This window comes from Flavobacterium anhuiense (assembly GCF_900101855.1).
Classification (GTDB): domain Bacteria; phylum Bacteroidota; class Bacteroidia; order Flavobacteriales; family Flavobacteriaceae; genus Flavobacterium; species Flavobacterium anhuiense.
The window spans coordinates 177,070-203,165 of the sequence record NZ_FMVC01000002.1; the positions used below are offsets into that span (position 1 = coordinate 177,070).

Sequence of the window (26,096 nt, forward strand, 5' to 3'; positions counted from 1 at the left end):
AAAAATTATTTTGAGCGCTGTTTTTAATAAAATAGACAGGAATTAAAGCTCAATTTCTATTTCTAAAAAGTCTTCCAATAGAAATAAAAAAATGACAAAACTAAAGCTAATCCCTTAAGAATAAAAGAGATTTCTTCCCAAAATAGAATAAAAAACGCCATATATTGTTAATTAAATTGTTCAAAACAATTAATTTCTTATCCTTACAGCGATTATATGGTTGCCTAAATTTATAACAGGCTAATTTCAAATATACGAAGTATGCAATTAAGCAACGAAGAAGAAGATTATAACCTATCCCTATCCAAATTTGAGTCGATGTTAAAAACCAACAAAGTACTCTTTTTTGATTCTGAAGAATTCGAAGAAATAATTCTTCATTATTTAGACATAGGTAAGGCTAATTTAGCAAAAAAGGCCTTGAAACTTGCATTAGACCAGCATCCAAAATCTACAGGCTTAAAATTAGTACAAGTAGAAATGCTAGTTTATGATGACAAACTCGACATTGCTGAAAAGCTTTTGAATGAGTTATACGCAATTGAACCTAACAACGAGGAAATCTATATCCAAAAAGCCAATATCTGTTCCAAAAGAGATCAGCACGAAAAAGCAGTTGAACTGTTAAAAATTGCGCTTCAATATACTGATGATTATGCTGATGTGTATAATTTGATTGGAATGGAATATCTTTTTATGGATAATCTCGAGCTTGCAAAGGACAGTTTTATCAAATGTCTTGAAGAAGACTTAGAAGATCAATCTGCTCTCTATAACGTAGTGTATTGTTTTGAGTTTTTAGATCAGAACCAAGAAGCTATTGTATATCTTAACGAATACATCAACAGAAATCCGTACAGCGAAATTGCTTGGCATCAGCTAGGGCGTCTTCATTATGGCGTAAAAGAATACGAAAATGCCATTCGCGCATTTGATTATGCAACGCTGATTGATGATGAATTTTTAGGGGCTTTTATGGAAAAAGCGAAAGCTTATGAACGCCTTAAAAAATACAATGAAGCAATTGAAAGTTATAACAGAACCATCGAACTGGACGATGCCACTTCGTATGCTCTGTTGCGAATTGGAAAATGTTACGAAAAACTTGGAAATTTAGCGAAAGCGATCCAATATTATAATCAAACTGTACATGAAGATCCGCTTTTAGACAAAGGTTGGATTGCCATAACAGATTTTCATCTTCGCCAGAAAAACTATCAAAAAGCACTATTTTTTGTGAATAAAGCTTTGGCAATCGACAATCAGAATCGTTTGTATTGGAAAAGATATGCTACGATAAACAAACAGATGAATTTCTTTGAAGAAGCCGAATTTGGTTTCAGAAAAGCAGTTGAATTTGGAGATTATGCATTAGACACTTGGTTATACTGGGTTGATATTCTTCAATTTTTAGGAGAATTTGAAACGGCTATTCAGACTTTATTGCAGGCGACAGAATATTTCCCTGAAGAGAACGAAATCGAATACCGTTTGGCTGGATTATATTTTATGATTCAAGACAACACAAAAGCCAAATTTCATTTAAGCAATGGTTTACGTCTAAACTTTGACAATTATATCTTAATAGAAGATTTGTTTCCAGTAGTTTGGACAAAAAAAACAGTAAAAAATTATATAGAAAAACATCGTAAATAAGAATGGTTGATATTTTATTAAGAAGACGTTTTGGATTATTAGGACGCAACATAAGCTACTCTTTTTCAAAAGGTTATTTTACAGAGAAATTTAATAATGAAGTTTTTGCTGGCAACAGCTATGAGAATTTTGACATTTCTGAGATTAATTACTTCGCAGAATTAATTAAAAACAATCCTGATTTAAAGGGATTAAATGTAACTATTCCTTACAAAGAACAAGTTATTCCTTTCTTAGATAAACTATCAAAAAAAGCTGCTCTAATTGGCGCCGTGAATACTATTAAATTTACCAAAAGCGGTAAACTAAAAGGCTACAACACCGATTATTACGGATTCAAAAAGTCTTTAAAACCATTATTAGAGCCTCACCATAAAAAAGCTCTTATTCTAGGAACAGGTGGCGCTTCTAAAGGTGTTGCTTTTGCTTTGGACGAATTGGACATTCCGTACACTTTTGTTTCTAGAGAAGCAAAAGAAAACATTATTGATTATGATTTGATCAACGCTACTACTTTTGATAATTTTCAAATTATAATTAATTGTACCCCAGTTGGAACAAGTCCGAATGTTGAAGCTTGTCCGAATTTGCCATATGAGTTTTTTACAGAAAAACATATTGCTTACGATTTAATCTATAATCCTGCAGAAACCACTTTTCTGCGAAAAGCAAAAGAAAAAGGTGCTTTAATTAAAAATGGACACGATATGCTTATTTTTCAGGCTGAAAAAGCTTGGAAAATCTGGAACAAATAAAGGTAAAATGTTAAAGTAATTTTCGTAAATTAGTCTACTCATTTGCAGACAGTTATGAAGAAACAATTACTTTATTTTAGCATTTTTTTTCTTATTACAGTTCTTGCATCAGCCCAAGACGAAGATATAGACAGAAGCAATAGTCCGTTTGCTGAGCCTAGATATCATTACTTTTTGCAGACCATTCTATTATACAATGAATATTTAGACACTAAAAATGGTTCGTATAACACTACCAATCTACGTGTGTTACAGCCAATTGGCAACAAAGCGTGGAATCTGAGGTTTGATTTGCCTTTAATATCGACTAACTCTAACTCTATCAATCAAACTGGACTTGGCGACGTAAGCGCTGGGATTAGTTTTATCCCTTATTTTAAAAAGACCAGCGGAATTGGTCTTAGGACTCGTGTAATCTCAAATTCTGCTGCAGACCCAAGTTTTGGCACAGGAAAATGGGTAGTAATTCCAGCCGGTATTTTTGCAAAATACTTCAATCAAAAGAAATTCTTATGGCTTGCGACTGTTGAACATTCCCAAAGTTTCGCGGGATCAAGCAATCGAAGTGATGTAAGCGTAACACTATTCGAAAACAACCTATTATGGTTTTTTGGCAAAAATTGGATTGCTACAGATGTAGCTTTTAGATACAATTACGTTCTAGACGGCTTTCAAAATAATGCCTTTATGGAATTTGGCCGAAAAATCACCCCAACAAATTTAGTTTATGTGCATCCTAGCGTAGCATTTGGAGGTGAAAAGTCATATAATTTTGGTATGGAAGTGGGGCTGTTGGTTTTGTTTTAATGTAAAACAAACTATCGATTCAGATTCGCTTTTTACGATTAATCTATTTTTTAATTAAAAAAATCGCAAAAATATTATTTCTAACTTATCAATTAAAACAGTAAAAATTAATATATCATACTGCTAAATTGAATTAAATAATAAGAATTTCATCGCAAATTAGCGTATAAACAAAGGATTTATTTTGTATTTAGAAACACCTTTACTATCTTTCGCACTGTTTAAAATAAAAACCTTATACATTTTAAGATGTTAGAAGAAAAGAATGATAACCTGCATGAAGCAGACGGAAAAACTGGAATCGAAATAAATGATTCTGTAGCAAATGATGCAATTGAAATCTCAGATTCTGAAAGTCTGACCGAAGATTTGGTCACAGAAACTGAAAATGAATTAGCTAATCAAGGAGATGGTCATCAAGAAGCATTAGATGTCATTACCAATTCAAATGCTGCTGAAAGCGAAGACGAAACTTTGAAGGAACGTCATGACATTCCTATGCAAGATTATAACACGTTTTCGATGGATGCGCTCGTTGATGAACTTAAAAAACTGGTGAATATAGACAAAGTAATGTCTGTAAAAGATCATATAGAAGAAATCAAAAAGGCTTTCCTGTTACAATATCACCATCTTATAGAAGAGAAAAAAGAAGAATTTTTAGCTTCTAATCCAGATCCTAACGAAGAATTTGAATATCATCTTCCTTTAAAATCAAAATTTGACGAATATTATAATGTTTTTAGAGAGAAAAGAAATGCTCATTTTAAACATTTACAGACCAATTTAAAAACCAATTTAGATAATCGTCTGGCTATTGTTGAAGAATTAAAGGAATTAATTAATCCGCAGGAAAATATCAAAGACACTCTTAAACATTTTAATGAATTAAGAGAAAGATGGAAAAATGCAGGTCCTATTCCGAAAGACAAATACAACCACGTTTGGAACAATTACCATTTTCACGTTGAGAACTTCTACGATTATCTTCATTTAGACCGCGAGGCTAGAGATTTAGATTTTAAACACAACTTAGAATTAAAACAAAAAATTATAGCTCGCGTTGAAGAATTGGTAAACGATGCTGACGTTAATAAATCATTCCGCGAATTACAGGATTTACACCGAATCTGGAAAGAAGAAATCGGACCAGTTTCTAAAGAACACCGTGATGCGATTTGGAATCAGTTTAGCGAGCTGACCAAAAAAATACACGACAAGAGAGAGCTTTTATTTGAAAGCCAAAGAGCAAATGAGCAAAAAAACCTTGAAGCTAAAAAAGAAATCATTGCTAAAATTGAAGCGCTCGGAAATGAAAAAGTAAATTCTCATTCGCAATGGCTTGTTCAAATTCAAAAAGTAGAAGATCTGAGAAATGAGTTTTTTGCAGCTGGAAAAGTGCCTTCTGAAGTAAATGAAGAAACTTGGGCCGCTTTTAAAACTGCTGTTAGAAATTTCAACGCTTTCAAGAATTCGTTCTACAAGGACATTAAAAAAGACCAAAACGATAACTTAAATAAAAAACTGGCTCTAGTTGCAAAAGCAAAAGAATTACAGGAAAGCACCGATTTTCAAGCTACTACTCCTGTAATGAAACAAATCCAGGAAGAATGGAAACAAATTGGCCATGTCCCTAAAAAATATTCAGATAAAATTTGGAAAGAATTCAAGGACGCCTGCAACCATTATTTCGACAAGTTAAAAGAACACAAATCTGAGGAAAATAGTGAAGAAGTTGCAGCCTTTGACAATAAAAAAGCCTATTTGGATGTATTGAGAGCTTTCCAATTGACTGGAGAACACAAAACAGACTTAGATGCTATAAAAGCGCACATCGAAACTTGGAAGGGATTCGGAAAAGTTCCTTTTTCTAGAAGACACATCGAAGGAAAATTCAATAAAATCTTGGATGCTCTTTTTGAAAAACTGAGCTTAAGCAAAAAAGAATCTGAAATGATGCGTTTTGCAAACCGTCTTGATTCTCTGACTGACAGCAATGATACGCGCAAATTAGACAATGAAAAAATCTTTATCATGCGCAAAATTGAAGAAGTGCAAAATGAAATTTTTCAATTGGAAAATAACATTCAGTTCTTTACCAATACAAAAAATGCTAAAAAAGAGAATTCAATAGTTACAGAAGTACGTAAAAATATCGCTATTCACAAAGAAAGCCTTGAAGTTTGGAAGGATAAATTGAAACAATTAAGAAACTTGGGGCAAGAATAAACACTTGAAGTTCCAACTTTTATAAATTCTAAATTCCAATTAACAACGCTTAATTGGAATTTGGAATTTTATTTTTTTTATAATTTAAAAAGATGCAATAACAATCATTGTGTCTTTTTTTTTTTTACCCACAAAGTTCACATAGCGTTGTCTTACTATGATGATGCAAACTTTGACAAAGATTACAAATCCTAAGACAAACTTAAAAACTTTGCATTCTTTTCGTATCCCGATAGTTATCGGGATTGCGCACTTTGAGGTTAAAACTCACTCCAGCCTAAAAGCCAAAACTTAACAATCTCATTAAATTTCACAAAACTATTCTGCAAAATATTGATTATATTTGAGTTACCACTATTCATTAACATCAAACGAATAACATTTAATACTAATTTTTAAATAATAAGAATATGAAATTTACAAGAAAAGCACACGCCAACTGGAAAGGAACTGGTATGGAAGGAAAAGGAACAATTAGTACGCAAAGTACAACTTTAGATAACGCACAACTGTCTTTTAAAACAAGATTTGCAGATGGTGTTGGAACAAATCCAGAAGAATTAGTAGCTGCAGCTCATTCTGGCTGTTTTACGATGCAATTAAGCTTTTTACTTAACGAAGCTGGCTTTACAGCTGACGATTTAACTACAGAAGCTACAGTAACTTTTGAAGACGGAACAATCACTTTAATTCATTTGGATTTAAAAGGCAAAGTTCCTTCCATTTCTGCTGAGCAGTTTGCTTCAACAGCAGCTAAAGCAAAAGAAATTTGTCCGATTTCAAAATTGCTAAATACAACTATCACTTTATCTGCTGAATTAATCAGCTAAAGGCATAAAAAAACATCCGCCTCGGCGGATGTTTTTTTTTATTTTCAAAAGCTAATAATTACATTTTTGCTTTTAAAGCTTTAGCTTCTGCAGTCATTTCAAGAGCGTTGTAAACTCCTAATAATGTTTTAGAAACATCTTCGTTTTTAGGATCTAATTCGTTCGCTTTTTTAAGGTATGGAATAACTCCTTTGAAAACAGCTTCTCTTTGCGCTTTTAACACATCGTAACGTTTCATGTCTTTAGCAGAAGTTCCCAATTTGTTCATCTCGTCAATGATTGGTTTTTCAGCTTCTAATTTTAAAGCAGCAAGATTTAAATAAGCATTTGTGTAATCAGGATTGATTTCAATTGCTTTTAAATAATATTTCTCAGCATCAGCATTGTTCTTAGCTCCAGCACTGATTACTCCTAAATTGAACACCAAATCAGCATTGTTAGGATCTTTTTGCAAAGCTTCACCAACTAATTTTTTGTACATATCGAAGTCCTTAGTCTCTAAGTATAAATTAGCTTCAGTTAAAATTAAAGAAGAATCCTCTGGGTTTGCTTTTCTAGCGTCAGCGATTGCTTTTTTAGCATCTTCTGTACGTCCTTTTTGAACTAAAATTAACGCCAAATTTTTGTAGATTTCACCTCTTTTAGAAGGAATAGCCTCAGTTTTAGGTTTTTCGTGAGTTCCTAATTTAATAGCTAAATCTCTATCTTTAGCGTTAGCAAAGTTATCTTCATTACCGTTAGCTTTGTTTACAGCCAAGTATAAAGTTCCTTTTCCAGAAAAGTTTAATTTTTTCAACTCTTCATACATTGGCAAAGCAAGATCAAAATCTTGTGAGTTTACAGCCGTTGAAGCGGCATAATACAAGTTAATCGTATCTTTTTTGTCTAATTCATATGCCTGGTACAATTTCTTTGCACCGTCAACATGTTTGTTTGCTTGTGTATCAGCAATTGCAGAATTAATCAACAATCCTTTAATATTAGTGATTGATGCTGCTGCTTGAGTAGAATATTTCTGTTTTCCAGAAGCTTTTTCAACATCAATTAATTTTTTGTAGCTGTCTGCTGCTGCTAATAAGTTTTTACCTTCTTCAACTTTTTTGTTTGCAAGGTCAAGAAAAGCATTTCCTTGTACGAAATAATATTGTGCTTGTTCTGTATCTTTAGCGTTTGCAATTAAGCTTTCAGCATCTTTCAATTGTGCAAGAGCACCTTGTGCATCTCCGCCTTTTAAAGCTTTTTCAGCATTCTTAATTTGATCTTTTTGAGCAAACGTAGCTACAGAGATCAGTAATGCTGATGCAAGTATTACATATTTACTTTTCATAATGATATTTGTTTGTATTTAATTTTTTGTTTTTTACTTATTCTTCAGACTCTTCGTCTTCTGCTTCTGAATCGTCTTCATCTTCCACCTCTTCATCATCAGAGTCATCATCATCTTCTGCAGTTCCGTCATCTTCAAGAACTTCCATATCTGGCTTCACTCTTTCGATTGCAGTGATTACATTTCCGTCTTCATCTACTTCAACTTCTTCAGCATCGTCTTTCATCACAGTTGTAACGGCAGCAATAGAGTCTTTACCTTTAAGGTTAATTAATCTAACACCTTGAGTAGCACGTCCCATAACACGTAAATCCTCGATTGCCATTCTGATCGTTAACCCAGACTTATTGATAATCATTAAATCGTCTGCGTCTGTAACCGCGTTGATAGAAATTAGTTTACCCGTTTTTTCCGTGATATTAAGCGTTTTAACCCCTTTACCTCCACGGTTGGTAATTCTGTACACATCTTCTCCATCGTCGTCAACCAATTTAGTACGTTTTCCGTATCCATTTTCAGTTACGACTAAGATTTGAGATGTCGAAATATCATTTTTATCAACCGTAACCATTCCGATTACTTCATCAGTTTCGTCTTTTAAAGTAATTCCACGAACTCCAGAAGCTGTTCTTCCCATTGGACGTGTTTTAGTTTCCTCAAAACGAACCAATTTACCAGATTTAACTGCTAAGATAATTTGGCTTTCACCGTTTGTCAACTGAGCTCCAATTAACTCATCTCCTTCTTTAATTGTAATTGCAGCAACTCCATTCGCTCTTGGTTTAGAATATTTCTCTAGAGAAGTTTTCTTCACCTGTCCTTGTTTTGTTACCATTACAAGATTATGCGTATTAATATAATCTTTATCTTTTAAGTCTTGCGTACAAATGAAAGCTTTTACTTTATCATCACTTTCAATATTTACCAGGTTCTGAATTGCTCTACCTTTTGCTGTTTTGCTTCCTTCTGGAATTTCATAAACACGCATCCAGAAACATTTTCCTTTTTGCGTAAAGAACATCATATACTGATGGTTTGTCGCCACAAACATGTGCTCTAAGAAATCTTGATCTCTTGTTCCAGCGCTCTTCTGTCCAACTCCACCTCTATTTTGTGTTTTGTACTCAGATAAGTTGGTACGCTTGATGTAACCTGCATGCGAAATAGTAATCACTACATTTTCGTCAGCAATTAAATCTTCAATACTTACATCACCTCCAGAATACTCGATTTGAGAACGACGATCATCACCGTATTTATCGCGAATTTCTGTAAGTTCTTCTTTAATCAAGTCAATTCTTAAATTAACATCTGCTAATAAAGCTTTTAAATGCTCGATTAACTTCATTAATTCGTCAAACTCAGCTCTTAACTTATCTTGTTCCAGACCTGTTAACTGACGCAAACGCATCTCAACAATTGCACGAGCCTGAATATCTGACAATTTAAATCTTTCGATTAATTTTTCTCTTGCTTCGTCTGTGTTTTTAGAACCTCTAATTAACGCAATTACTTCGTCGATATTGTCAGAAGCAATGATTAATCCTTCTAAAATATGCGCTCTTTCTTCTGCTTTGCGCAATTCGAACTGTGTTCTTCTCACCACTACATCATGACGGTGCTCAATAAAGTAGTGAATCATATCTTTCAGATTCAGCAATTGAGGGCGTCCTTTTACTAATGCAATATTATTTACACTAAAAGAAGACTGTAACTGAGTGTATTTGTATAAAGTATTTAAAACTACGTTTGGCGTAGCATCACGTTTTAAGATATATACGATACGCATACCACTTCTATCCGACTCGTCACGGATATTGGCAATACCTTCGATTTTTTTCTCGTTAACTAAATCAGCCGTACGTTTGATCATTTCGGCTTTATTAACTTGGTATGGAATTTCAGTTACAATGATGCATTCTCTTCCATCAACCTCTTCAAAACCAACTTTAGCACGCATTACAATACGTCCTCTACCCGTTTTAAAAGCTTCGCGAACACCTTCGTATCCGTAAATTATACCTCCAGTTGGGAAATCTGGAGCTTTAATATGAGTCATTAACTCATCAACTTCAATATCATTATTATCAAGATACGCCAAAGTACCATTGATAACTTCAGTTAAATTGTGTGGCGGCATATTAGTCGCCATACCAACTGCAATACCTGTTGCTCCGTTTACTAATAAAGTAGGAACTCTGGTTGGCATTACTTTTGGCTCATATATTGTATCGTCAAAGTTCAATTGAAAATCAACTGTTTCTTTTTCGATATCGGCCATAATCTCTTCAGAAATTTTACGCATTCTGGCCTCAGTATAACGCATTGCTGCAGGACTGTCTCCATCGACAGAACCAAAGTTACCCTGTCCGTCAACTAATAAATAACGCATACTCCATTCCTGCGCCATACGCACCATTGCATCGTAAACAGAGGTATCACCGTGTGGGTGATACTTACCCAGAACCTCCCCTACAATTCTCGCAGACTTTTTGTGGGCAGATCTTGATGTTACACCTAAATCATACATTCCGTAAAGAACTCTTCGATGCACTGGTTTCAAGCCATCTCTAACATCAGGAAGTGCTCTCGATACAATTACTGACATCGAATAATCAATGTAAGCTGACTTCATTTCATCCTCTATGTTAATAGGAATTAACTTTTCTCCTTCAGACATAAGTTGTTATATTAAATAATTATATTAGTTTTCAAAGCGTGCCAAGATACGTTTTTTTGAAATTTTTTCAGCTATTTCCTTACACTTATTTCAATGATTTATTAACAACTTTATTTTGCCTTTTAGTTAATAAATTAAACGTTTTTTAACGCTTTTATTGCCTTTTTTTTCGTCTATTAGCTGACAGGAGATGTCGATGGGTACGGTTTTTGTTTTTAAAACTGTAATTCACTAAATTTACAATACCAATTATATATTATGGATGATAATTTTTCACCAAGAGTAAAAGATGTAATTACGTACAGTAAAGAAGAGGCTCTACGTCTAGGGCACGACTTTATTGGTACAGAACATCTTATGCTAGGTATTTTGAGAGATGGTAACGGAAAAGCTATTCATATACTTAATAACCTAGCTGTCGATTTAGATCATTTACGCAGAAAAGTAGAAATACTAAGCCCTGCCAACCTGAGCGTTGAAGTAAATGCAGAAAAGAAAAACCTTCATCTTACCCGACAGGCCGAAAGAGCCCTGAAGACCACTTTTCTAGAAGCAAAAGTATTTCAAAGTTCATCAATTAGCACGGCACATTTGCTGTTATGTATCTTGAGAAACGAAAACGATCCAACAACCAAGCTGCTTAATAAACTAAAAATAGATTATGATGTGGCTAAAGAACAGTACTTAAATATGACTCCAAACGAAGAAGAATTCTTAGAAAACTTGCCAAGAAACGAATCGTACAATGACGATTCAGGACAAGATGACAGTCTAAAAGAAAGCAGCTTTAACAATCCCGCCAATAAGTCAAACAAAAAATCTAAAACTCCAGTTTTAGATAATTTTGGGAGAGATTTAACAGAAATGGCAGAAGAGGGAAAATTAGACCCTGTTGTAGGACGAGAAAAAGAAATTGAGCGTGTATCACAAATTTTAAGCCGTAGAAAAAAGAACAATCCGCTTCTTATTGGAGAGCCGGGAGTTGGTAAATCTGCTATTGCAGAAGGACTTGCTTTGCGTATCATCCAAAAGAAAGTATCGCGTATTCTTTTCCATAAACGTGTTGTTACTTTAGATCTTGCAAGTTTAGTTGCCGGAACAAAATACAGAGGACAATTTGAAGAAAGAATGAAAGCCGTAATGAACGAGCTTGAGAAAAACGATGATATTATTCTTTTTATAGACGAGATCCATACTATTGTAGGGGCTGGTGGAGCAACAGGTTCGCTTGACGCTTCAAACATGTTCAAACCTGCATTAGCTAGAGGTGAAATCCAATGTATTGGTGCTACCACTCTTGACGAGTACAGACAATACATTGAGAAAGATGGCGCTTTAGAAAGACGTTTCCAAAAAGTAATCGTTGAACCAACTTCTGTTGAAGAAACAATCGCTATTTTGAATAACGTAAAAGATAAATACGAAGATCACCACAATGTGACTTATACTCCAGAAGCTATTGAGGCTTGCGTTAAGTTAACAAACAGATATATGTCTGAGCGTTTCTTACCAGACAAAGCCATCGATGCCATGGACGAAGCTGGTTCACGCGTGCATATTACCAACATTGATGTTCCGAAACAAATTTTGGATCTAGAACGTCAATTGGAAGAAGTTCGCGAAATGAAAAATATGGTTGTTAAAAAACAAAAATATGAAGAAGCAGCCAAACTTCGTGATGATGAAAAACGTATCGAAAAAGATCTTGCGTTAGCACAAGAACAATGGGAAGAAGATTCTAAAAACAACAGAATCGAAGTTACAGAAGACAATGTAGCTGATGTTGTTTCTATGATGACTGGAATTCCTGTAAACAGAATTGCGCAAACAGAAAGCAACAAATTGGCTCAATTGCCAGAATTGATTCAGAATAAAGTAATTGGTCAAAACGAAGCCGTTCTTAAAATCGCTCGTTCTATCCAACGTAACAGAGCCGGACTTAAAGATCCTAATAAACCAATTGGTTCATTCATTTTCTTAGGTCAGACTGGTGTTGGTAAAACGCAATTGGCCAAAGTATTAGCTAAAGAATTATTCGATTCAGAAGATGCTTTAGTTCGTATCGATATGAGTGAATACATGGAGAAATTTGCGATTTCTCGTTTAGTTGGAGCGCCTCCAGGATACGTCGGGTACGAAGAAGGCGGTCAATTGACTGAGAAAGTTCGTAGAAAACCATACTGTGTCGTTCTTTTAGACGAGATCGAAAAAGCGCACCCAGATGTATTCAACATGATGCTTCAAGTTTTAGATGACGGATATTTGACAGATAGTTTAGGTCGTAAAATTGACTTCAAAAATACTATCATTATCATGACCTCTAACGTTGGTGCACGCCAATTGAAAGATTTCGGACAAGGTGTTGGATTCGGAACTGCTGCAAGAACAGCTCAGGCTGATGAAAACTCAAAAAGCATTATCGAAAATGCATTGAAAAAAACTTTTGCTCCTGAGTTCTTAAACAGAATTGATGACGTAATTGTATTCAACGCACTAGAAAAAGCTGATATCGATTTGATTATCGAAATCGAATTGAAAAAACTATATTCTCGTATTGCAGAGTTAGGCTACAAATTAAGCTTAACAGACAAAGCAAAAGCGTTTATTGCCGAAAAAGGTTTTGACAAACAGTTTGGAGCTAGACCGCTGAAAAGAGCAATTCAGAAATATGTTGAAGATTTGTTAGCAGAAGAAATCATCACTTCAAAAATACATTCTGGTGATGAAATCTGGATGGATCTAAAAGATGATTCACAAGAATTATCAGTTGAAATCCATAAAGCTGAAGAGCCGACGAATCAATAAATTAGTCAAAATTTATAACAGAAATAACTTACCCGTTACGTTTTCATAACATAACGGGTATTTTTTTTATTAAAAATCACTATCTTTAGTAAAAGCAAATAGCTATTTTTGAATTTAAATTCTATAACAAAACCTGTTTGGGAGTCAAATCAAAAAAACATTTAAACACATAGAAACATAGATTTTTATTTTACTAAAGAAAGGAAAATCAAAAGAAACTAGTTTCTAACACATAGCAAACTATGTTAATTTATGCAAGTGAAACGCCTTTTATGCAGTTTCAAATACTATGTTTCTATGTGTTTGAAATAATTACAACCAACAGATCATAAAACTAAATAAAACTTATGCTTCAAAACAAAGTCATTTTAGGCAGCGAAGAATGGTGCTCATTTCCAGAACTTGGAATCCCGACAATTAAGGCTCGTGTAGATTCTGGTGCCAAAACTTCGGCAATGCACGCTTTAAACATAGCGCCTTTTATAAAAAATGATGCCAATTGGGTTAAATTCGACATTAATCCGATTCAGAATAATATCAAAACCATTATTCATTGTGAAGCACCTTTGGTCGACAAGCGAATTGTAAAAAGCTCGAGCGGTTTTAGAGAACATCGTTATGTGATCCAAACCAGCTTGAAAATTGGCGATGCCAAATGGCCAATCGAAATGACTTTGACTAATCGCGATTCTATGGGTTTTAGAATGCTTTTAGGACGCGAGGCTATGAGCGGAAGGGTTTTAGTAGATCCTGAACAAAAATACCTTTTAGGACAGCCTACAGCAGAATCTTTAAAAGAATTATATCAAAACTCAGAAAAAGCAAAAACCGGTTTGCGAATTGGTCTTTTGGCCAGCAATCCAGAATTGTATAGCAATAAAAGAATTATGGAAGCCGGCGAAATGCGCGGGCATGAAATGCATTTCTTAAACATTAAGGAATGCTATATGAAATTGGATGCCAAAAAACCTGAGATTCATTACAGAGGCGGAAAAATCCTTAACGAATTTGATGCTATTATTCCAAGAATTCGTCCGAGCATTACTTTTTACGGTTGTGCTTTAACACGCCAGTTTGAAGCTTTGAAGGTTTTTGTTTTAAATTCAGCAACAGCTATAACTCAATCTCGAGACAAACTATATTCTTTACAATTATTACTGAATAGCGGAATCGATATTCCAACTACAGGATTTGCCAATTCTCCGCTTGATACAGACAATTTAATTAAAATGGTTGGCGGTTCACCTTTAATTGTAAAATTATTGGAAGGAACGCAGGGAAAAGGTGTCGTTTTGGCCGAAACCAAAAAAGCAGCAGAAAGTGTTATCAATGCTTTCAAAAGTTTAAATGCCAACATTTTAGTTCAAGAGTTTATTAAAGAAGCAAACGGAAAAGACATTCGCTGTTTTGTGATTGACGGAAAAGTGGTTGCTGCGATCCAGCGTGAAGCAATGCCTGGCGAATTTAGAGCAAACATTCACCTTGGCGGAACGGCATCTGTTATTAAAATTACTCCTGAAGAGAAAAAGATTGCCATTAAAGCGGCAAAAGCAATGGATCTAAAAGTTGCGGGTGTTGATATTATTCGCTCTTCTAAAGGTCCGTTATTGCTTGAAGTAAACTCTTCCCCAGGTCTTGAAGGTATAGAAGGCGCAACAAATAAAGATGTAGCTGGAGAAATGATTAGAGCTATTGAAAAGAATTTTAAACTATAATTAAGTTCATTTAAACTTAGTATCGCATAAATAATTTAGCAGCTTTGTCAAAGTTTAGAACTTTGACAAAGCTTTTTTATTTAACTTTAAAAATAAAAAACATGACTTTTCCTTATTTAGATATAATCATTCGAAGTGTTGCCGTTTATTTTTTCATGACAATTGCTTTACGAATATTTGGCAAAAAAGAACTTTCTCAATTAAACACAGCCGATGTAATTCTTATTTTATTAATCAGTAATTCTGTTCAGAACGCAATGGTTGGTCCTGATACAAGTTTAACGGGAGGATTAATTGCTGCTTTGGTGTTGTTTGTAATAAATTTTGCCATTAAAAAACTGACTCGTAAGTACAAAACTCTTAGCAATATACTATTGGATAAACCCGAAGTATTAATTCACGACGGAAAATTAGACTTTAAAGCTTTAAGCAGATTAGATATTTCTGACGAAGAGCTTAAAGAAGCCATGAGAGAACACGGAATTGAATTTTTTAAAAATGTAAAACTGGCCATGTTAGAAATTGACGGAACGATCAGTATTATTTCTGAAGATCAAAACCAATTAAAACAGACGCATTACAAACGCAGACATAACCGTAAAAACCTTCAAAAGTTTTAATTTTTAACGAATCAAAATCAACTACTCGTTACGGATTCGTTTATTTCCCAACTTGAATTCTAACCGCTCCTAAACCATCTTTAAAATCATCTGCTTTTTCGTATTTCGGAGTAACGATTTCTTTTCCTTCTTTGTCAATAAAACCATATTGGCTGTTCAACTTTATTACAGCTAATCCATCTTTAAAAGATTCAATTAAATCATATTTTACAGATGTGATTTCTTTTCCAGCCTTATCAATCAATCCATATTTATCTCCTAATTTCACTTGAATCAAATCCTCATTCAAAACCATGAAATCGTATTGTATTGGCACAATTTCTTTTCCTTCATTATCTAAGATGCCATATTTATTTTCCTGTTTTACAATTGATACATTGTCTTTAAAATAAAAATTCATATCGTACTTCACAGGAATTACAATTTTTCCGTCTTCACTAATTATTCCATATTTAGAATTAGATTCTACTATTGCAACACCATCTTTAAAATTCTGTACGCGATCATAAGTTGGCGGAACAACCTCTTTCCCAATCTGATCTACAATACCAAATTTGCCATTTAATTTCACAACTGCAAACCGATCTGTAAAATCAATTATTTCGTCATATTTTGGACTTATTTCTTCTCCAACCACATCGATAAAACCCCATTTATTATTCAGTTTGACAGCTGTTATTTCAGATGATAAGGCTTTTACATCATCGTATTTTTTAGTTACCAAAACATCAGAAGATTTAACTAAATATTGAGCTTTAGCATTTTTATTGCTCACTATTATCCAATTCGGTTTGTTAATTATTTCATCATAAATACAGCGAATAACTTCTTTTCCGGTTTTATCTACCACACCGCTTTTTCCTTTTAATTGTACAACGGCAAAACCATTTTCAAATGCGCTGATACCATCATACTTGCAAGGAACGATTTCTTTTCCTGTCTGATCGACAAAACCATATTTAAAAGTTTTTTCCTTTAATTGAGCAAAACTAGTTTTTACAATCAGCAATAAAACCAATACAATTATTCTTTTCATTATTTTAAATATTAAACTATTTTCAAAAGTCTATAAAATTAGCTATTCATATAGTCTCTAAAAGTTTTTATGCTTTTACTTTAAAACAAATTAAAACAAAAAAAACCGATTTCAGATTTGAAATCGGTTTTCTATATTAATAAAATGTGATTTAGTTTCACATTTTACAAAATTTATTTTATTAGATTAAATGAAGACACTTAGAATGAAGTAAACCAAACCTGCTAGAATAGCTGAAATTGGAATAGTCAAGATCCAAGCCCAGATTAAACTTACTGTAACTCCCCATCTAACGGCAGATACACGTTTTGTTAATCCAACCCCGATAATAGAACCTGTAATAGTGTGCGTCGTACTTACTGGAATTTTTAAGTGTTCTGTAAAGTAAAGCGTCAAAGCACCTGCAGTTTCAGCAGCAACACCTTCAAACGAACTTACTTTAGTGATTTTAGAACCCATTGTTTTCACAATTTTCCATCCACCGCTTAGAGTTCCCGCAGCAATGGCAGAATAACATGCTAACGGAATCCAGCTCGGCATTACGCCTTTAATACCTGCATCATCGTTTGGAAGCACAACATCTAACCAAGCATCCATATGAACTCCTGGGTTTGTATTGATATAAACTGCTACAGCCGCAGCAATAATACCCATTACTTTTTGAGAATCGTTTCCTCCGTGACCTAAACTAAATGCCGCAGAAGACAATAATTGCATTTTCTTTAAAGCAGCATCTGCTTGATGAAGATTTAAACTGCTAAATATTAAACAGAATGTGCTTACTGTTAAGATAATAAAGGCTACTAAAAACCATTTAATATTATGAGCTTCAAAAGCAACACTCCAGAAATGTGAATCAAATCTTGGTTCTTCAATTTTTTCGTAAGGCACCATTTGGTAGTATACAAAAACAATAGTAGCAATCATTAAAGCTGCAGTAAAGATTTTAGGACCGATAGTTTTACGAGAAGCATTTAAAAGCCAGATTGAAATTAAATAAGAAGCTAATGCTCCTAATAAGGGCGCTAAGACGATAAATGCAATGATAATAAGAACTCCCGAGGGCATCGCACCATCTTTTCCGGCTTTATACCAGCTTACGATTTCATACCAGTAATGTGTAGCTCCATCTTCTCCAACATAACCAGAGAAACCGTGTACAGCGATAGCATGTGCCACAGCCGCTCCCGCAAAACCTCCAATAAGTGTATGTGAAGAACTTGAAGGAATACCTAACCACCAAGTCAATAAATTCCAACAGATTGCTGCAATTACTCCGGCTAGGATAACCACAAGGTTAATTTCCATGGTGTGCGCTGTTTTGGCAACAGTATCTGCAACACCAAATCCAAAAACCCAATACGCCAGAAAGTTAAAAAATGCTGCCCAGACAACCGCCTGAAAAGGTGTCAAAACCTTTGTTGCAACAACAGTCGCTATAGCATTTGCCGCATCATGAAAACCATTGATGTAATCAAAAATTAAGGCAAGTACTATAATTAATATAAGTATAGTCATAAGATTATAACTTCAGATTGAAAAATTGAATTAAGAATGTTTTACAGAAATAGATTCTAGTATGTTCGCAACACTCTTACATTTATCTGTTGCTGATTCTAAAACAGATAACACTTCTTTATATTTAATAATATTTTTAGCATCTGTTTCGTTTTCAAAAATTTCAAAAACTGCTTTGTTATAAACGTTATCAGATTTGTTTTCTAGTTTGTTGATTCTAGCACAAGCATCTTTAATAACTTTAAAGTTTTGTAGATTTCTCAACTCTTTTACTGCACTGTCAATGTTTTGACAAGCTTCAAGGTTGATTTCTGTCATCTTTCTGATAGATTTTGTAATCTTATCAACTTGATACAATCTCATACGGCTAGATGCACCGTGAAGGTAATCTGCAACGTTATCAATTGAAGTAATTAACGTATGAATATCTTCTCTGTCAAACGGAGTAATAAAGTTTCTGCTTAACTCTAAGTTAGTCTGACGAGTAATGTCTTCTCCTTTTTGTTCTAATTCGTCAATTTTTTGAAAAAGGATCTCTCTTTCTTTTAATGGTAAATTTACAGCTTCGTGTAAGTTAGAAGCTAATTCAATTAAATTGCTTGAAGCCTCTTCAAAAAGTGGAAAGAATTTTTTGTCTTTCGGCACTAAAAATTGGAAAATACTGTTTATTGACATTGTTTTATTTTTGATAGTGCAAAATTACCTTCAATAACACGTTCCAGTGTTAAGCCATTGTTAACAAATCGTTTTCAATTTGAAAACTCGAAAGGAATAAAACAGTGTTTTCTATGTCATTATGTAAGATTCTGTCTTCTTTTACCAAAGGCACTACTTCTCTATAGCTATTTAAGAACATTTCGATAAAATCGCTTGATTTTAGAGGCTCTCTGTAAGCAATAGCTTGTGAAGCATTTAATAATTCGATTGCCAAAATACGCTCTAAATTATCTAAAATTCGTAAGGCTTTTGTCGCTCCGTTTGCTCCCATGCTCACGTGATCTTCTTGTCCGTTGCTCGAAACAATGCTATCAATACTCGCCGGAGTTGCCAATTGTTTGTTCTGACTTGCAATACTTGCTGCTGTATATTGCGGAATCATAAAACCTGAATTTAATCCAGGATTATCTACTAAAAATGCAGGAAGATTACGCAATCCAGAAATTAACTGATACGTTCTTCTTTCAGAAATGCTTCCTAATTCGGCCAAAGCAATTGCCAAAAAGTCTAAAGCTAATGCCAATGGCTGTCCGTGGAAATTTCCACCAGAAATAATCTGATCGGCTTCTATAAAAATATTTGGATTATCCGTTACCGAATTGATTTCTGTTTTGAATACTTTTCTAACATAATCAATTGCATCTTTTGAAGCTCCGTGAACCTGCGGCATGCAACGGAAAGAATACGGATCCTGAACATGTTTCTTTTCTTGAGCAATGATTTCACTTCCGCCCAAGAATTCAGTAATTCGCTGTGCAGTTACAATTTGTCCTTTATGCGGACGTATATAATGTATCAATTCATTAAATGGCTCAATTCTTCCATCAAAACCTTCCAGAGAAATAGTTCCGATTAAATCTGCCAAGTATGAATATTTATAGGCTTTAATTAAAATATGTGCTCCATAAGCACTCATAAACTGCGTTCCGTTCAATAAAGCCAAACCTTCTTTTGATTGTAAAACGATTGGTTCCCAGTTAAAATGTTTTAAAACTTCAGCAGAAGCAACCTTTTTTCCTTCAAATAATACAATTCCCTCTCCTATTAAAGGTAAAGATAAATGCGCCAAAGGAGCTAAATCCCCAGAAGCTCCAAGCGAACCTTGAGTATATATTATTGGAAGAATATCATTATTATAGAAGTCAACCAAACGCTGCAATGTGATTAACTGAATTCCAGAATGTCCGTAACTTAAAGATTGGATTTTCAAAAGAAGCATCATCTTCACAATCTCAGCAGGAACTTCCTCTCCTGTTCCGCAAGCGTGCGATTTTACTAAGTTTTCCTGAAGTTTAGATAAGTTTTCATTAGAGATTTTCACACTATATAAAGATCCGAAACCGGTATTGATTCCGTAAATCGGAGCCGTATGCGATGCCATTTTTTTATCTAAATAATCACGGCATTTCTGAACATTTACTTTAGCTTCTTCAGACAATTCAAGTATCTTATTCTGACTTAGAACTTCTTGTAATGTTTCTAAAGTGATCGTTTCCGAACTTATATAATGGATCTCTCTCATGATGATTGTAAATTTTAAACGCCAAAATTCAACAAATCAATATTAAAAAGCAACATTTTATCACAATAATTAAAATTTCGATAAAAACTCTTAATATACATTCAATGTCTTTTTTAAGCAAAATATATCGTTTTGGTCCATTATTAATGTCTTTTTGGGCTTAACATCAATCTATTGCATGGGCTCAATCTTCAAAAAACGCTGTCCAAAATATAGCAAAACATCAATTTAACATATCCAATTTTAACAAATACTCAATATTGATTTATAGAGATTTGAATTATTAAAATATTCGTAAAAAAGCTTTTTGAGTTTTTAACTCTTATAAAAAGCTGTACTTTTGAAAAATCAAAAATGAAAAGTAACAGCATAAAATATCATTCTACAATTATTACAACTCAAACAGGAGTTGCAATTGCTGCTACCATTATTTCTACTACAACAACTACTACCCCTTAGGGGTATACATTTTTACATATAATCCAGTTCGTATATACTTTTTTTCTAAAAAGAAGAAAGGTAATGAATACATAAAAAATAGTTGCAAAAGAAAAAATATCACACAAAATGAAAGTATTAAAATTTGGCGGAACTTCGGTAGCCAATGCTCAAAATATAAAACTCGTTCTCGACATTGTTAACCAAAAAGCAAAGCAAGATCAATTAGTTGTAGTAGTTTCTGCTTTAAGTAAAGTAACTGATTTACTGCAATTGGCAGCGGCAAAAGCGGCAGCAAACGACGAAAGCTTTAGAGAAGTTGTTGCTGAAATCGAGAAAAAACACCTTGACACTCTTAAAGAACTGATTCCTGTAAGCGAACAAAGCAGTTTGTTAAGCCACGTAAAACGCATCATAAATCACTTAGAAACTTTATTAGACGGATGTTTCTTGCTTGGCGAATTGTCTCCAAGAACTGCCGATACTATTTTAAGTTTTGGTGAATTGCTTTCGTCTTTCATCATCGCTCAAGCTTATCAGCAAATCAACAAAGATGCGGTTTACAAAGACAGCCGAGAATTAATTAAAACAGATAACAACTTCGGAAAAGCAGCTGTTAACTTCGAAGTTTCTAATAAATTAATTCAGGAATATTTTGCTGAAAACAAATCTAGAATCAATATCCTGCCAGGATTTATTGCTCAGACTTTAGACGGAATCACTTCTACTTTAGGGCGCGGCGGATCTGATTATACTGCTGCCATTATCGCTGGAGCAATCGATGCGGAACAATTGGAAATCTGGACAGACGTAAACGGAATGTTTACTGCAAACCCTAAAATTGTAAAACAAGCGCAGCCAATTGCTACTATCTCTTATCAAGAAGCAATGGAATTGTCGCATTTTGGTGCAAAAGTGTTGTATCCGCCAACAATTCAGCCTGTTTTAAGAAAAAACATTCCGATTTTAATCAAAAATACTTTTGAGCCAGAAGCTGAGGGAACTTTAATTTCGAATCAGGTTTCATCAAAGGATACAGTTGTAAAAGGAATTAGCCATATTGATCATATTTCACTTTTAACTCTTGAAGGTCCAGGAATGATTGGAGTTGCGGGTTCTTCCAGACGTTTGTTTGAAGTATTGTCTCAAGAAAAAATCAACGTAATTTTTATTACTCAGGCTTCTTCTGAGCACTCTATTTGTATCGGAATCCTAAATTCTGATGCTGATAACGCTGAAGCGGCAATTAACAGAGCTTTTGAAATCGAAATTTCTCAGAACAAAATCGATCCTTGTTATGTAGAAAAAGACCTTTGCATCATTGCTCTAGTTGGTGAAAACATGAAAAATCACCAGGGTCTGAGCGGAAGAATGTTCAGTACTTTAGGAAAAAACAACGTAAACATTCGTGCCATTGCGCAAGGTGCTTCTGAAAGGAATATTTCGACTGTAATTAACGAAAGAGACGTTAAAAAAGCGTTGAATACTTTACACGAGAATTTCTTCGAAGAAAACACAAAACAGCTGAACCTATTTGTAATGGGAGTTGGAAATGTTGGTGAGAAATTCATCGAACAGATTCACAATCAAAGAAAGTTTTTAAAAGACAATTTAAAAATCAACGTTCGTGTAATTGCTTTGTCTAACTCAAGAAAAATGATTTTTGACGAAGACGGAATTTCTTTAAAAAATTGGGATGCCGCTTTAAGCGAAGGCGAACCAGCAAGCATTGAAGAATTTATCAAAAAAGCAAAAGAACTGAATTTACGTAACAGTATTTTTGTGGATATTACTGCAAACGCAACAGTTTCTGAAACATACGAGAAATTCTTAAAAGAAAGTATTGCCGTTGTAACTTGTAATAAAATTGCTTGTTCTTCTGCTTACGACAACTATAAAAAATTAAAAAGCTTATCTCGCCAATACAACGCTCCTTTCTTGTTTGAAACGAATGTTGGTGCGGGATTGCCAATTATTGATACTGTAAAAAATCTGATCGCTTCTGGAGATAAAGTGCATAAAATTCAAGCGGTTTTATCTGGAAGTTTGAACTTTATTTTCAACAATTTTGACGAAAACAATTCTTTCCACGATGTGGTAAAAGAAGCTGGAGTTCAAGGTTTCACAGAACCAGATCCAAAAATTGACTTAAGCGGAATCGACGTAGCTCGTAAAATCCTAATTCTTATTCGCGAAAGCGGTTACGAAATGGACATCGACGCCATTGCAAACGAATCGTTCCTGCCAGCAGAATGTTTAGCAACAACAAACAACGATGATTTCTTTGCTTCGTTAGTTAAACATGCTTCTCATTTTGAGAACATTTACAAAGAAGCTTTAGCCAAAGATTCAAGATTGAAATACGTTGCGCAATTCGAAAACGGAAAAGCAAGTGTAGGTCTGCAATTCATTCCAAAAGATCATCCTTTCTATAATTTAGAAGGAAAAGACAATATCGTGCTTTTCTACACAGATCGTTACGTAGATCAGCCTTTATTGATCAAAGGAGCCGGAGCTGGAGCAGCGGTAACTGCCTCAGGAATTTTTGCGGATGTAATTAGAATTGGAAACGTTTAGTGAGTGACAAAGCAACAAAGAAACAAAGGTTCAAAGTTTTTTCCTTTCTTTCTTTGTCACTTAGCTCCTGTGAAACCTAAATAAAATAACTAACGTAGTAAAGCCTTTGTCACTTTGTCACTTTGTTACTTTGAATCTTAAAAAAAATGGAAATTAAACTTTTTTGCCCAGCAACTATCGCCAACCTCTCCTGCGGATTTGACGTATTGGGACTTTGCTTAGACAATGCGGGCGATGAAATGATTGTTCGAAAAGTCGATCAAAAAGGAGTTCGAATCACTAAAATTGTCGGTGCCGATTTGCCTTTGGAAACCGAGAAAAATGTTTCTGGAGTTGCAGCTTTAGCAATGCTTGAAACTTTAGATGAATTAGACTTCGGATTCGAAATCGAAATTTATAAAAACATAAAAGCGGGAAGCGGAATCGGAAGCAGTGCCGCAAGTTCTGCCGGAGCGGTTTTCGGAATTAATGAATTATTAGGAAAACCTTATTCTCGTAAAGATTTAGTTCAGTTTGCGATGCAGGGCGAGAAATTAGCCAGCGGAAACGCGCATGCTGACAACGTTGCTCCTGCCCTTTTAGGCGCTTTTACTTTGGTAAGAAGTTATTCGCCTTTGGACATCATCAGAATTGACAGTCCAGAAGAATTATACGCAACAGTGGTTCATCCTCAAATTGAGTTAAAAACTTCTGACGCGCGTTCGGTTTTAAAACAAAACGTTTCTCTAAAAAGCGCTATCACGCAATGGGGTAACGTAGGCGGATTGGTTGCAGGTCTTTACACCAAAGATTACGATTTGATCGGAAGATCTCTTCACGACGAAATCGTTGAGCCAGTTCGTAGCGTTTTAATTCCAGGTTTCGACCAAATCAAACAAACGGCTTACGAAAATGGCGCTTTAGGTTCTGGAATTTCAGGTTCTGGTCCGTCGATTTTCGCTTTAAGCCGAGGAAAAGAAACTGCTGAAAAAATCGCAAAAGCCATGAGTGACGTTTACGAAAAAATGAAATTGCCATATGAAATTCACGTTTCGAAAATTAATCCTGATGGAGTTAGGATTCTTTGATTCAATTAAAAATTAAAAATTTAGAATTAAAAATTATGCGAGGCGTTTGTCAGGCTGAGCCCTTCGTTCCTCAGGATAAACTCCGTCGAAGCCAACGCAAAGTATAAACGCACAGTTTGTCATCCTGAGGAACGAAGGATCACACGAGAAGCTCGACAAAGAGTAGACACAAAGCATAACCGTGCAGTTTGTCATTTCGAGGAACGAGACTCGAGCGACAGCGAACAGGCGAAGCAAATCTCCACGAGAAGCTCGACAAAGATTGGCTCAACGTTGCGGAGTTACTTGCGAAGATTTCTCGTTCCTCGAAATGACAAAAAATACGCTTAAAAAAATTGAAATAAAAAACATCACCACAAAGCTTTGCGAACATTGCGTTTTCAAAAGAAACCAATTCCTTGCGCTCTTTGCGGTTAAATAAACATAACTATTAGAATTTAGAATTTTAGTACTGGAGCTAGCTTTCCAAAAAATCTAAAATCTAAAATCAAAAATTTAAAATAATGAAATACTACAGTTTAAACCATAATGCCCCAAAAGTTTCTTTTCAGGAAGCTGTTATACAAGGATTAGCAACTGACAAAGGATTATATTTCCCAGAAAGCATCACGCCGCTTGATCCTTCATTTTTTGATAAAATTGAAAGTTTAAGCCACGAAGAAATTGCTTTTGAAGCGATTAAACAATTTGTTGGCGACGAAATCCCAGCAGAAAAACTAAAAGAAATAATTGCTGAAACTTTAGTTTTTGATTTTCCGGTTGTGAAGGTCGAAAACGGAATCTATTCGTTAGAATTATTTCACGGGCCAACAATGGCGTTTAAAGACGTTGGAGCGCGTTTTATGTCGCGTTGCTTGGGATATTTCAATAAAGACAAAAAAGATTCTAAAAACACGGTTTTAGTAGCCACTTCTGGAGATACAGGAGGAGCTGTTGCAAGCGGATTTCTTGGCGTTGACGGCGTTGATGTTGTCATTTTATATCCGTCAGGAAAAGTGAGCGATATTCAGGAAAAGCAATTGACTACTTTAGGGCAAAACATTAAAGCGCTTGAAGTGGACGGCGTTTTTGACGATTGTCAGGATATGGTGAAAAAAGCGTTTTTAGATGAAACTTTAGCGCATAAAAACCTGACTTCTGCCAACTCGATTAATATTGCACGCTGGTTACCGCAAATGTTTTATTTCTTCTTTGCTTACAAAGCGTTGAAAAGCCAAAACAAACCTTTAGTTTTCTCTTGCCCAAGCGGAAACTTCGGAAATATCTGCGCCGGAATTATGGCAAAGAAATTAGGTTTGCCAATTGAACATTTTGTAGCGTCTACAAACGTAAACGACACCGTGCCAAGATTCTTAGAAAACGGAAAATACGACCCGAAGCCTTCTAAGGCGACAATTTCTAACGCCATGGACGTTGGAAACCCAAGCAACTTTATTAGAATTCAGGAATTGTACAATAATGACTTAAAAGCTTTCGAAAAAGACTTTTCTTCTTATAGTTATACTGACGAAGAAACGCTTGAAGCGCTGAAGAAAATCTACAATACAGACGGTTATATCGCAGAACCGCACGGCGCTGTTGGGTATTTAGGTTTGAAAAAAGAATTACAAAAACACCCTAACGCAATTGGAATTTTCTTAGAAACAGCACATCCTATTAAGTTCTTAGATGTTGTGGAACCTGCTTTGGGAATTACGCTTCCTATTCCTGCTCAAATTGAAAATGTTATTAATGAGGAGAAAGTTAGTGTGAAGATTGGGACTTATGAGGAGTTAAAGGGGTTTTTGGGATAGAAAA

17 protein-coding genes are annotated in these 26,096 nt (G+C 34.6%); 11 read left to right on the forward strand and 6 right to left on the reverse strand.

Translation table 11 applies throughout. The annotated features are described in order from the left end of the window. Positions 1 to 261: 261 nt before the first annotated feature. The 5 genes from BLP44_RS05245 to BLP44_RS05265 all read left to right on the forward strand — a co-directional run bounded on the left by BLP44_RS05245 (position 262) and on the right by BLP44_RS05265 (position 6,277). On the forward strand, positions 262 to 1,656 hold the full coding sequence (locus BLP44_RS05245) for a tetratricopeptide repeat protein (RefSeq protein ID WP_035690620.1): 1,395 nt from the start codon (positions 262 to 264) through the stop codon (positions 1,654 to 1,656). A gap of 2 nt (positions 1,657 to 1,658) precedes the next feature. Continuing rightward, the gene (locus BLP44_RS05250) at positions 1,659 to 2,411 is read left to right on the forward strand and encodes a shikimate dehydrogenase family protein (RefSeq protein WP_091130237.1); all 753 of its coding nucleotides are present in this window, start codon (positions 1,659 to 1,661) and stop codon (positions 2,409 to 2,411) included. A 54-nt stretch (positions 2,412 to 2,465) separates the two neighbouring features. Next, positions 2,466 to 3,218: a lipid A phosphoethanolamine transferase gene (locus BLP44_RS05255; RefSeq protein WP_091130241.1), complete on the forward strand. Its 753-nt coding sequence runs from the start codon at positions 2,466 to 2,468 to the stop codon at positions 3,216 to 3,218. 249 nt (positions 3,219 to 3,467) lie between these two features. Next, positions 3,468 to 5,447 carry a DUF349 domain-containing protein gene (locus tag BLP44_RS05260; protein ID WP_091130244.1) on the forward strand — a complete coding sequence of 660 codons (1,980 nt, stop codon included), beginning with the start codon at positions 3,468 to 3,470 and terminating at the stop codon, positions 5,445 to 5,447. 410 nt (positions 5,448 to 5,857) lie between these two features. Then, positions 5,858 to 6,277, forward strand: a complete 420-nt coding sequence (locus BLP44_RS05265; protein ID WP_008462742.1) for an OsmC family protein — start codon at positions 5,858 to 5,860, stop codon at positions 6,275 to 6,277. A 58-nt stretch (positions 6,278 to 6,335) separates the two neighbouring features. Here the strand turns inward: BLP44_RS05265 and BLP44_RS05270 are convergent, their stop codons facing one another. After that, positions 6,336 to 7,604 carry a tetratricopeptide repeat protein gene (locus BLP44_RS05270; protein ID WP_091130248.1) on the reverse strand — a complete coding sequence of 423 codons (1,269 nt, stop codon included), beginning with the start codon at positions 7,602 to 7,604 and terminating at the stop codon, positions 6,336 to 6,338. 37 nt (positions 7,605 to 7,641) lie between these two features. Next, positions 7,642 to 10,284, reverse strand: coding sequence for a DNA gyrase subunit A (gyrA, locus tag BLP44_RS05275; protein ID WP_091130253.1), 2,643 nt, complete (start codon positions 10,282 to 10,284; stop codon positions 7,642 to 7,644). A gap of 258 nt (positions 10,285 to 10,542) precedes the next feature. Here gyrA and BLP44_RS05280 point away from each other — a divergent pair, with 258 nt between their 5' ends. From BLP44_RS05280 to BLP44_RS05290, 3 genes are all read left to right on the forward strand, one after another. Continuing rightward, the gene (locus BLP44_RS05280; protein WP_066032168.1) at positions 10,543 to 13,089 is read left to right on the forward strand and encodes an ATP-dependent Clp protease ATP-binding subunit; all 2,547 of its coding nucleotides are present in this window, start codon (positions 10,543 to 10,545) and stop codon (positions 13,087 to 13,089) included. A gap of 347 nt (positions 13,090 to 13,436) precedes the next feature. Next, positions 13,437 to 14,804: a 30S ribosomal protein S6--L-glutamate ligase gene (rimK, locus tag BLP44_RS05285; RefSeq protein WP_008462738.1), complete on the forward strand. Its 1,368-nt coding sequence runs from the start codon at positions 13,437 to 13,439 to the stop codon at positions 14,802 to 14,804. 101 nt (positions 14,805 to 14,905) lie between these two features. Beyond that, positions 14,906 to 15,424: a DUF421 domain-containing protein gene (locus BLP44_RS05290; protein ID WP_091130257.1), complete on the forward strand. Its 519-nt coding sequence runs from the start codon at positions 14,906 to 14,908 to the stop codon at positions 15,422 to 15,424. A 40-nt stretch (positions 15,425 to 15,464) separates the two neighbouring features. Here the strand turns inward: BLP44_RS05290 and BLP44_RS05295 are convergent, their stop codons facing one another. The 4 genes from BLP44_RS05295 to hutH all read right to left on the reverse strand — a co-directional run bounded on the left by BLP44_RS05295 (position 15,465) and on the right by hutH (position 20,217). Next, positions 15,465 to 16,460 (reverse strand): WG repeat-containing protein, encoded by a 996-nt coding sequence (locus tag BLP44_RS05295; protein WP_091130261.1) that lies wholly within the window; start codon positions 16,458 to 16,460, stop codon positions 15,465 to 15,467. A gap of 186 nt (positions 16,461 to 16,646) precedes the next feature. Further along, the gene (locus BLP44_RS05300) at positions 16,647 to 17,978 is read right to left on the reverse strand and encodes an inorganic phosphate transporter (protein WP_091130264.1); all 1,332 of its coding nucleotides are present in this window, start codon (positions 17,976 to 17,978) and stop codon (positions 16,647 to 16,649) included. Positions 17,979 to 18,008: 30 nt separating this feature from the next. Next, on the reverse strand, positions 18,009 to 18,653 hold the full coding sequence (locus BLP44_RS05305) for a DUF47 domain-containing protein (RefSeq protein ID WP_008462731.1): 645 nt from the start codon (positions 18,651 to 18,653) through the stop codon (positions 18,009 to 18,011). A gap of 49 nt (positions 18,654 to 18,702) precedes the next feature. After that, positions 18,703 to 20,217 (reverse strand): histidine ammonia-lyase, encoded by a 1,515-nt coding sequence (gene hutH, locus BLP44_RS05310; RefSeq protein ID WP_091130267.1) that lies wholly within the window; start codon positions 20,215 to 20,217, stop codon positions 18,703 to 18,705. Between the two features lie 567 nt (positions 20,218 to 20,784). On the opposite strand from hutH, the gene thrA reads away from it, so the two are divergent. From thrA to thrC, 3 genes are all read left to right on the forward strand, one after another. Then, positions 20,785 to 23,232, forward strand: coding sequence for a bifunctional aspartate kinase/homoserine dehydrogenase I (thrA, locus tag BLP44_RS05315; protein WP_091130271.1), 2,448 nt, complete (start codon positions 20,785 to 20,787; stop codon positions 23,230 to 23,232). Positions 23,233 to 23,378: 146 nt separating this feature from the next. Beyond that, entirely contained in the window at positions 23,379 to 24,299 is a 921-nt protein-coding gene (locus tag BLP44_RS05320; protein WP_091130275.1) for a homoserine kinase, read from the forward strand. 503 nt (positions 24,300 to 24,802) lie between these two features. After that, the gene (thrC, locus tag BLP44_RS05325) at positions 24,803 to 26,092 is read left to right on the forward strand and encodes a threonine synthase (RefSeq protein WP_091130279.1); all 1,290 of its coding nucleotides are present in this window, start codon (positions 24,803 to 24,805) and stop codon (positions 26,090 to 26,092) included. Positions 26,093 to 26,096 lie beyond the last annotated feature (4 nt).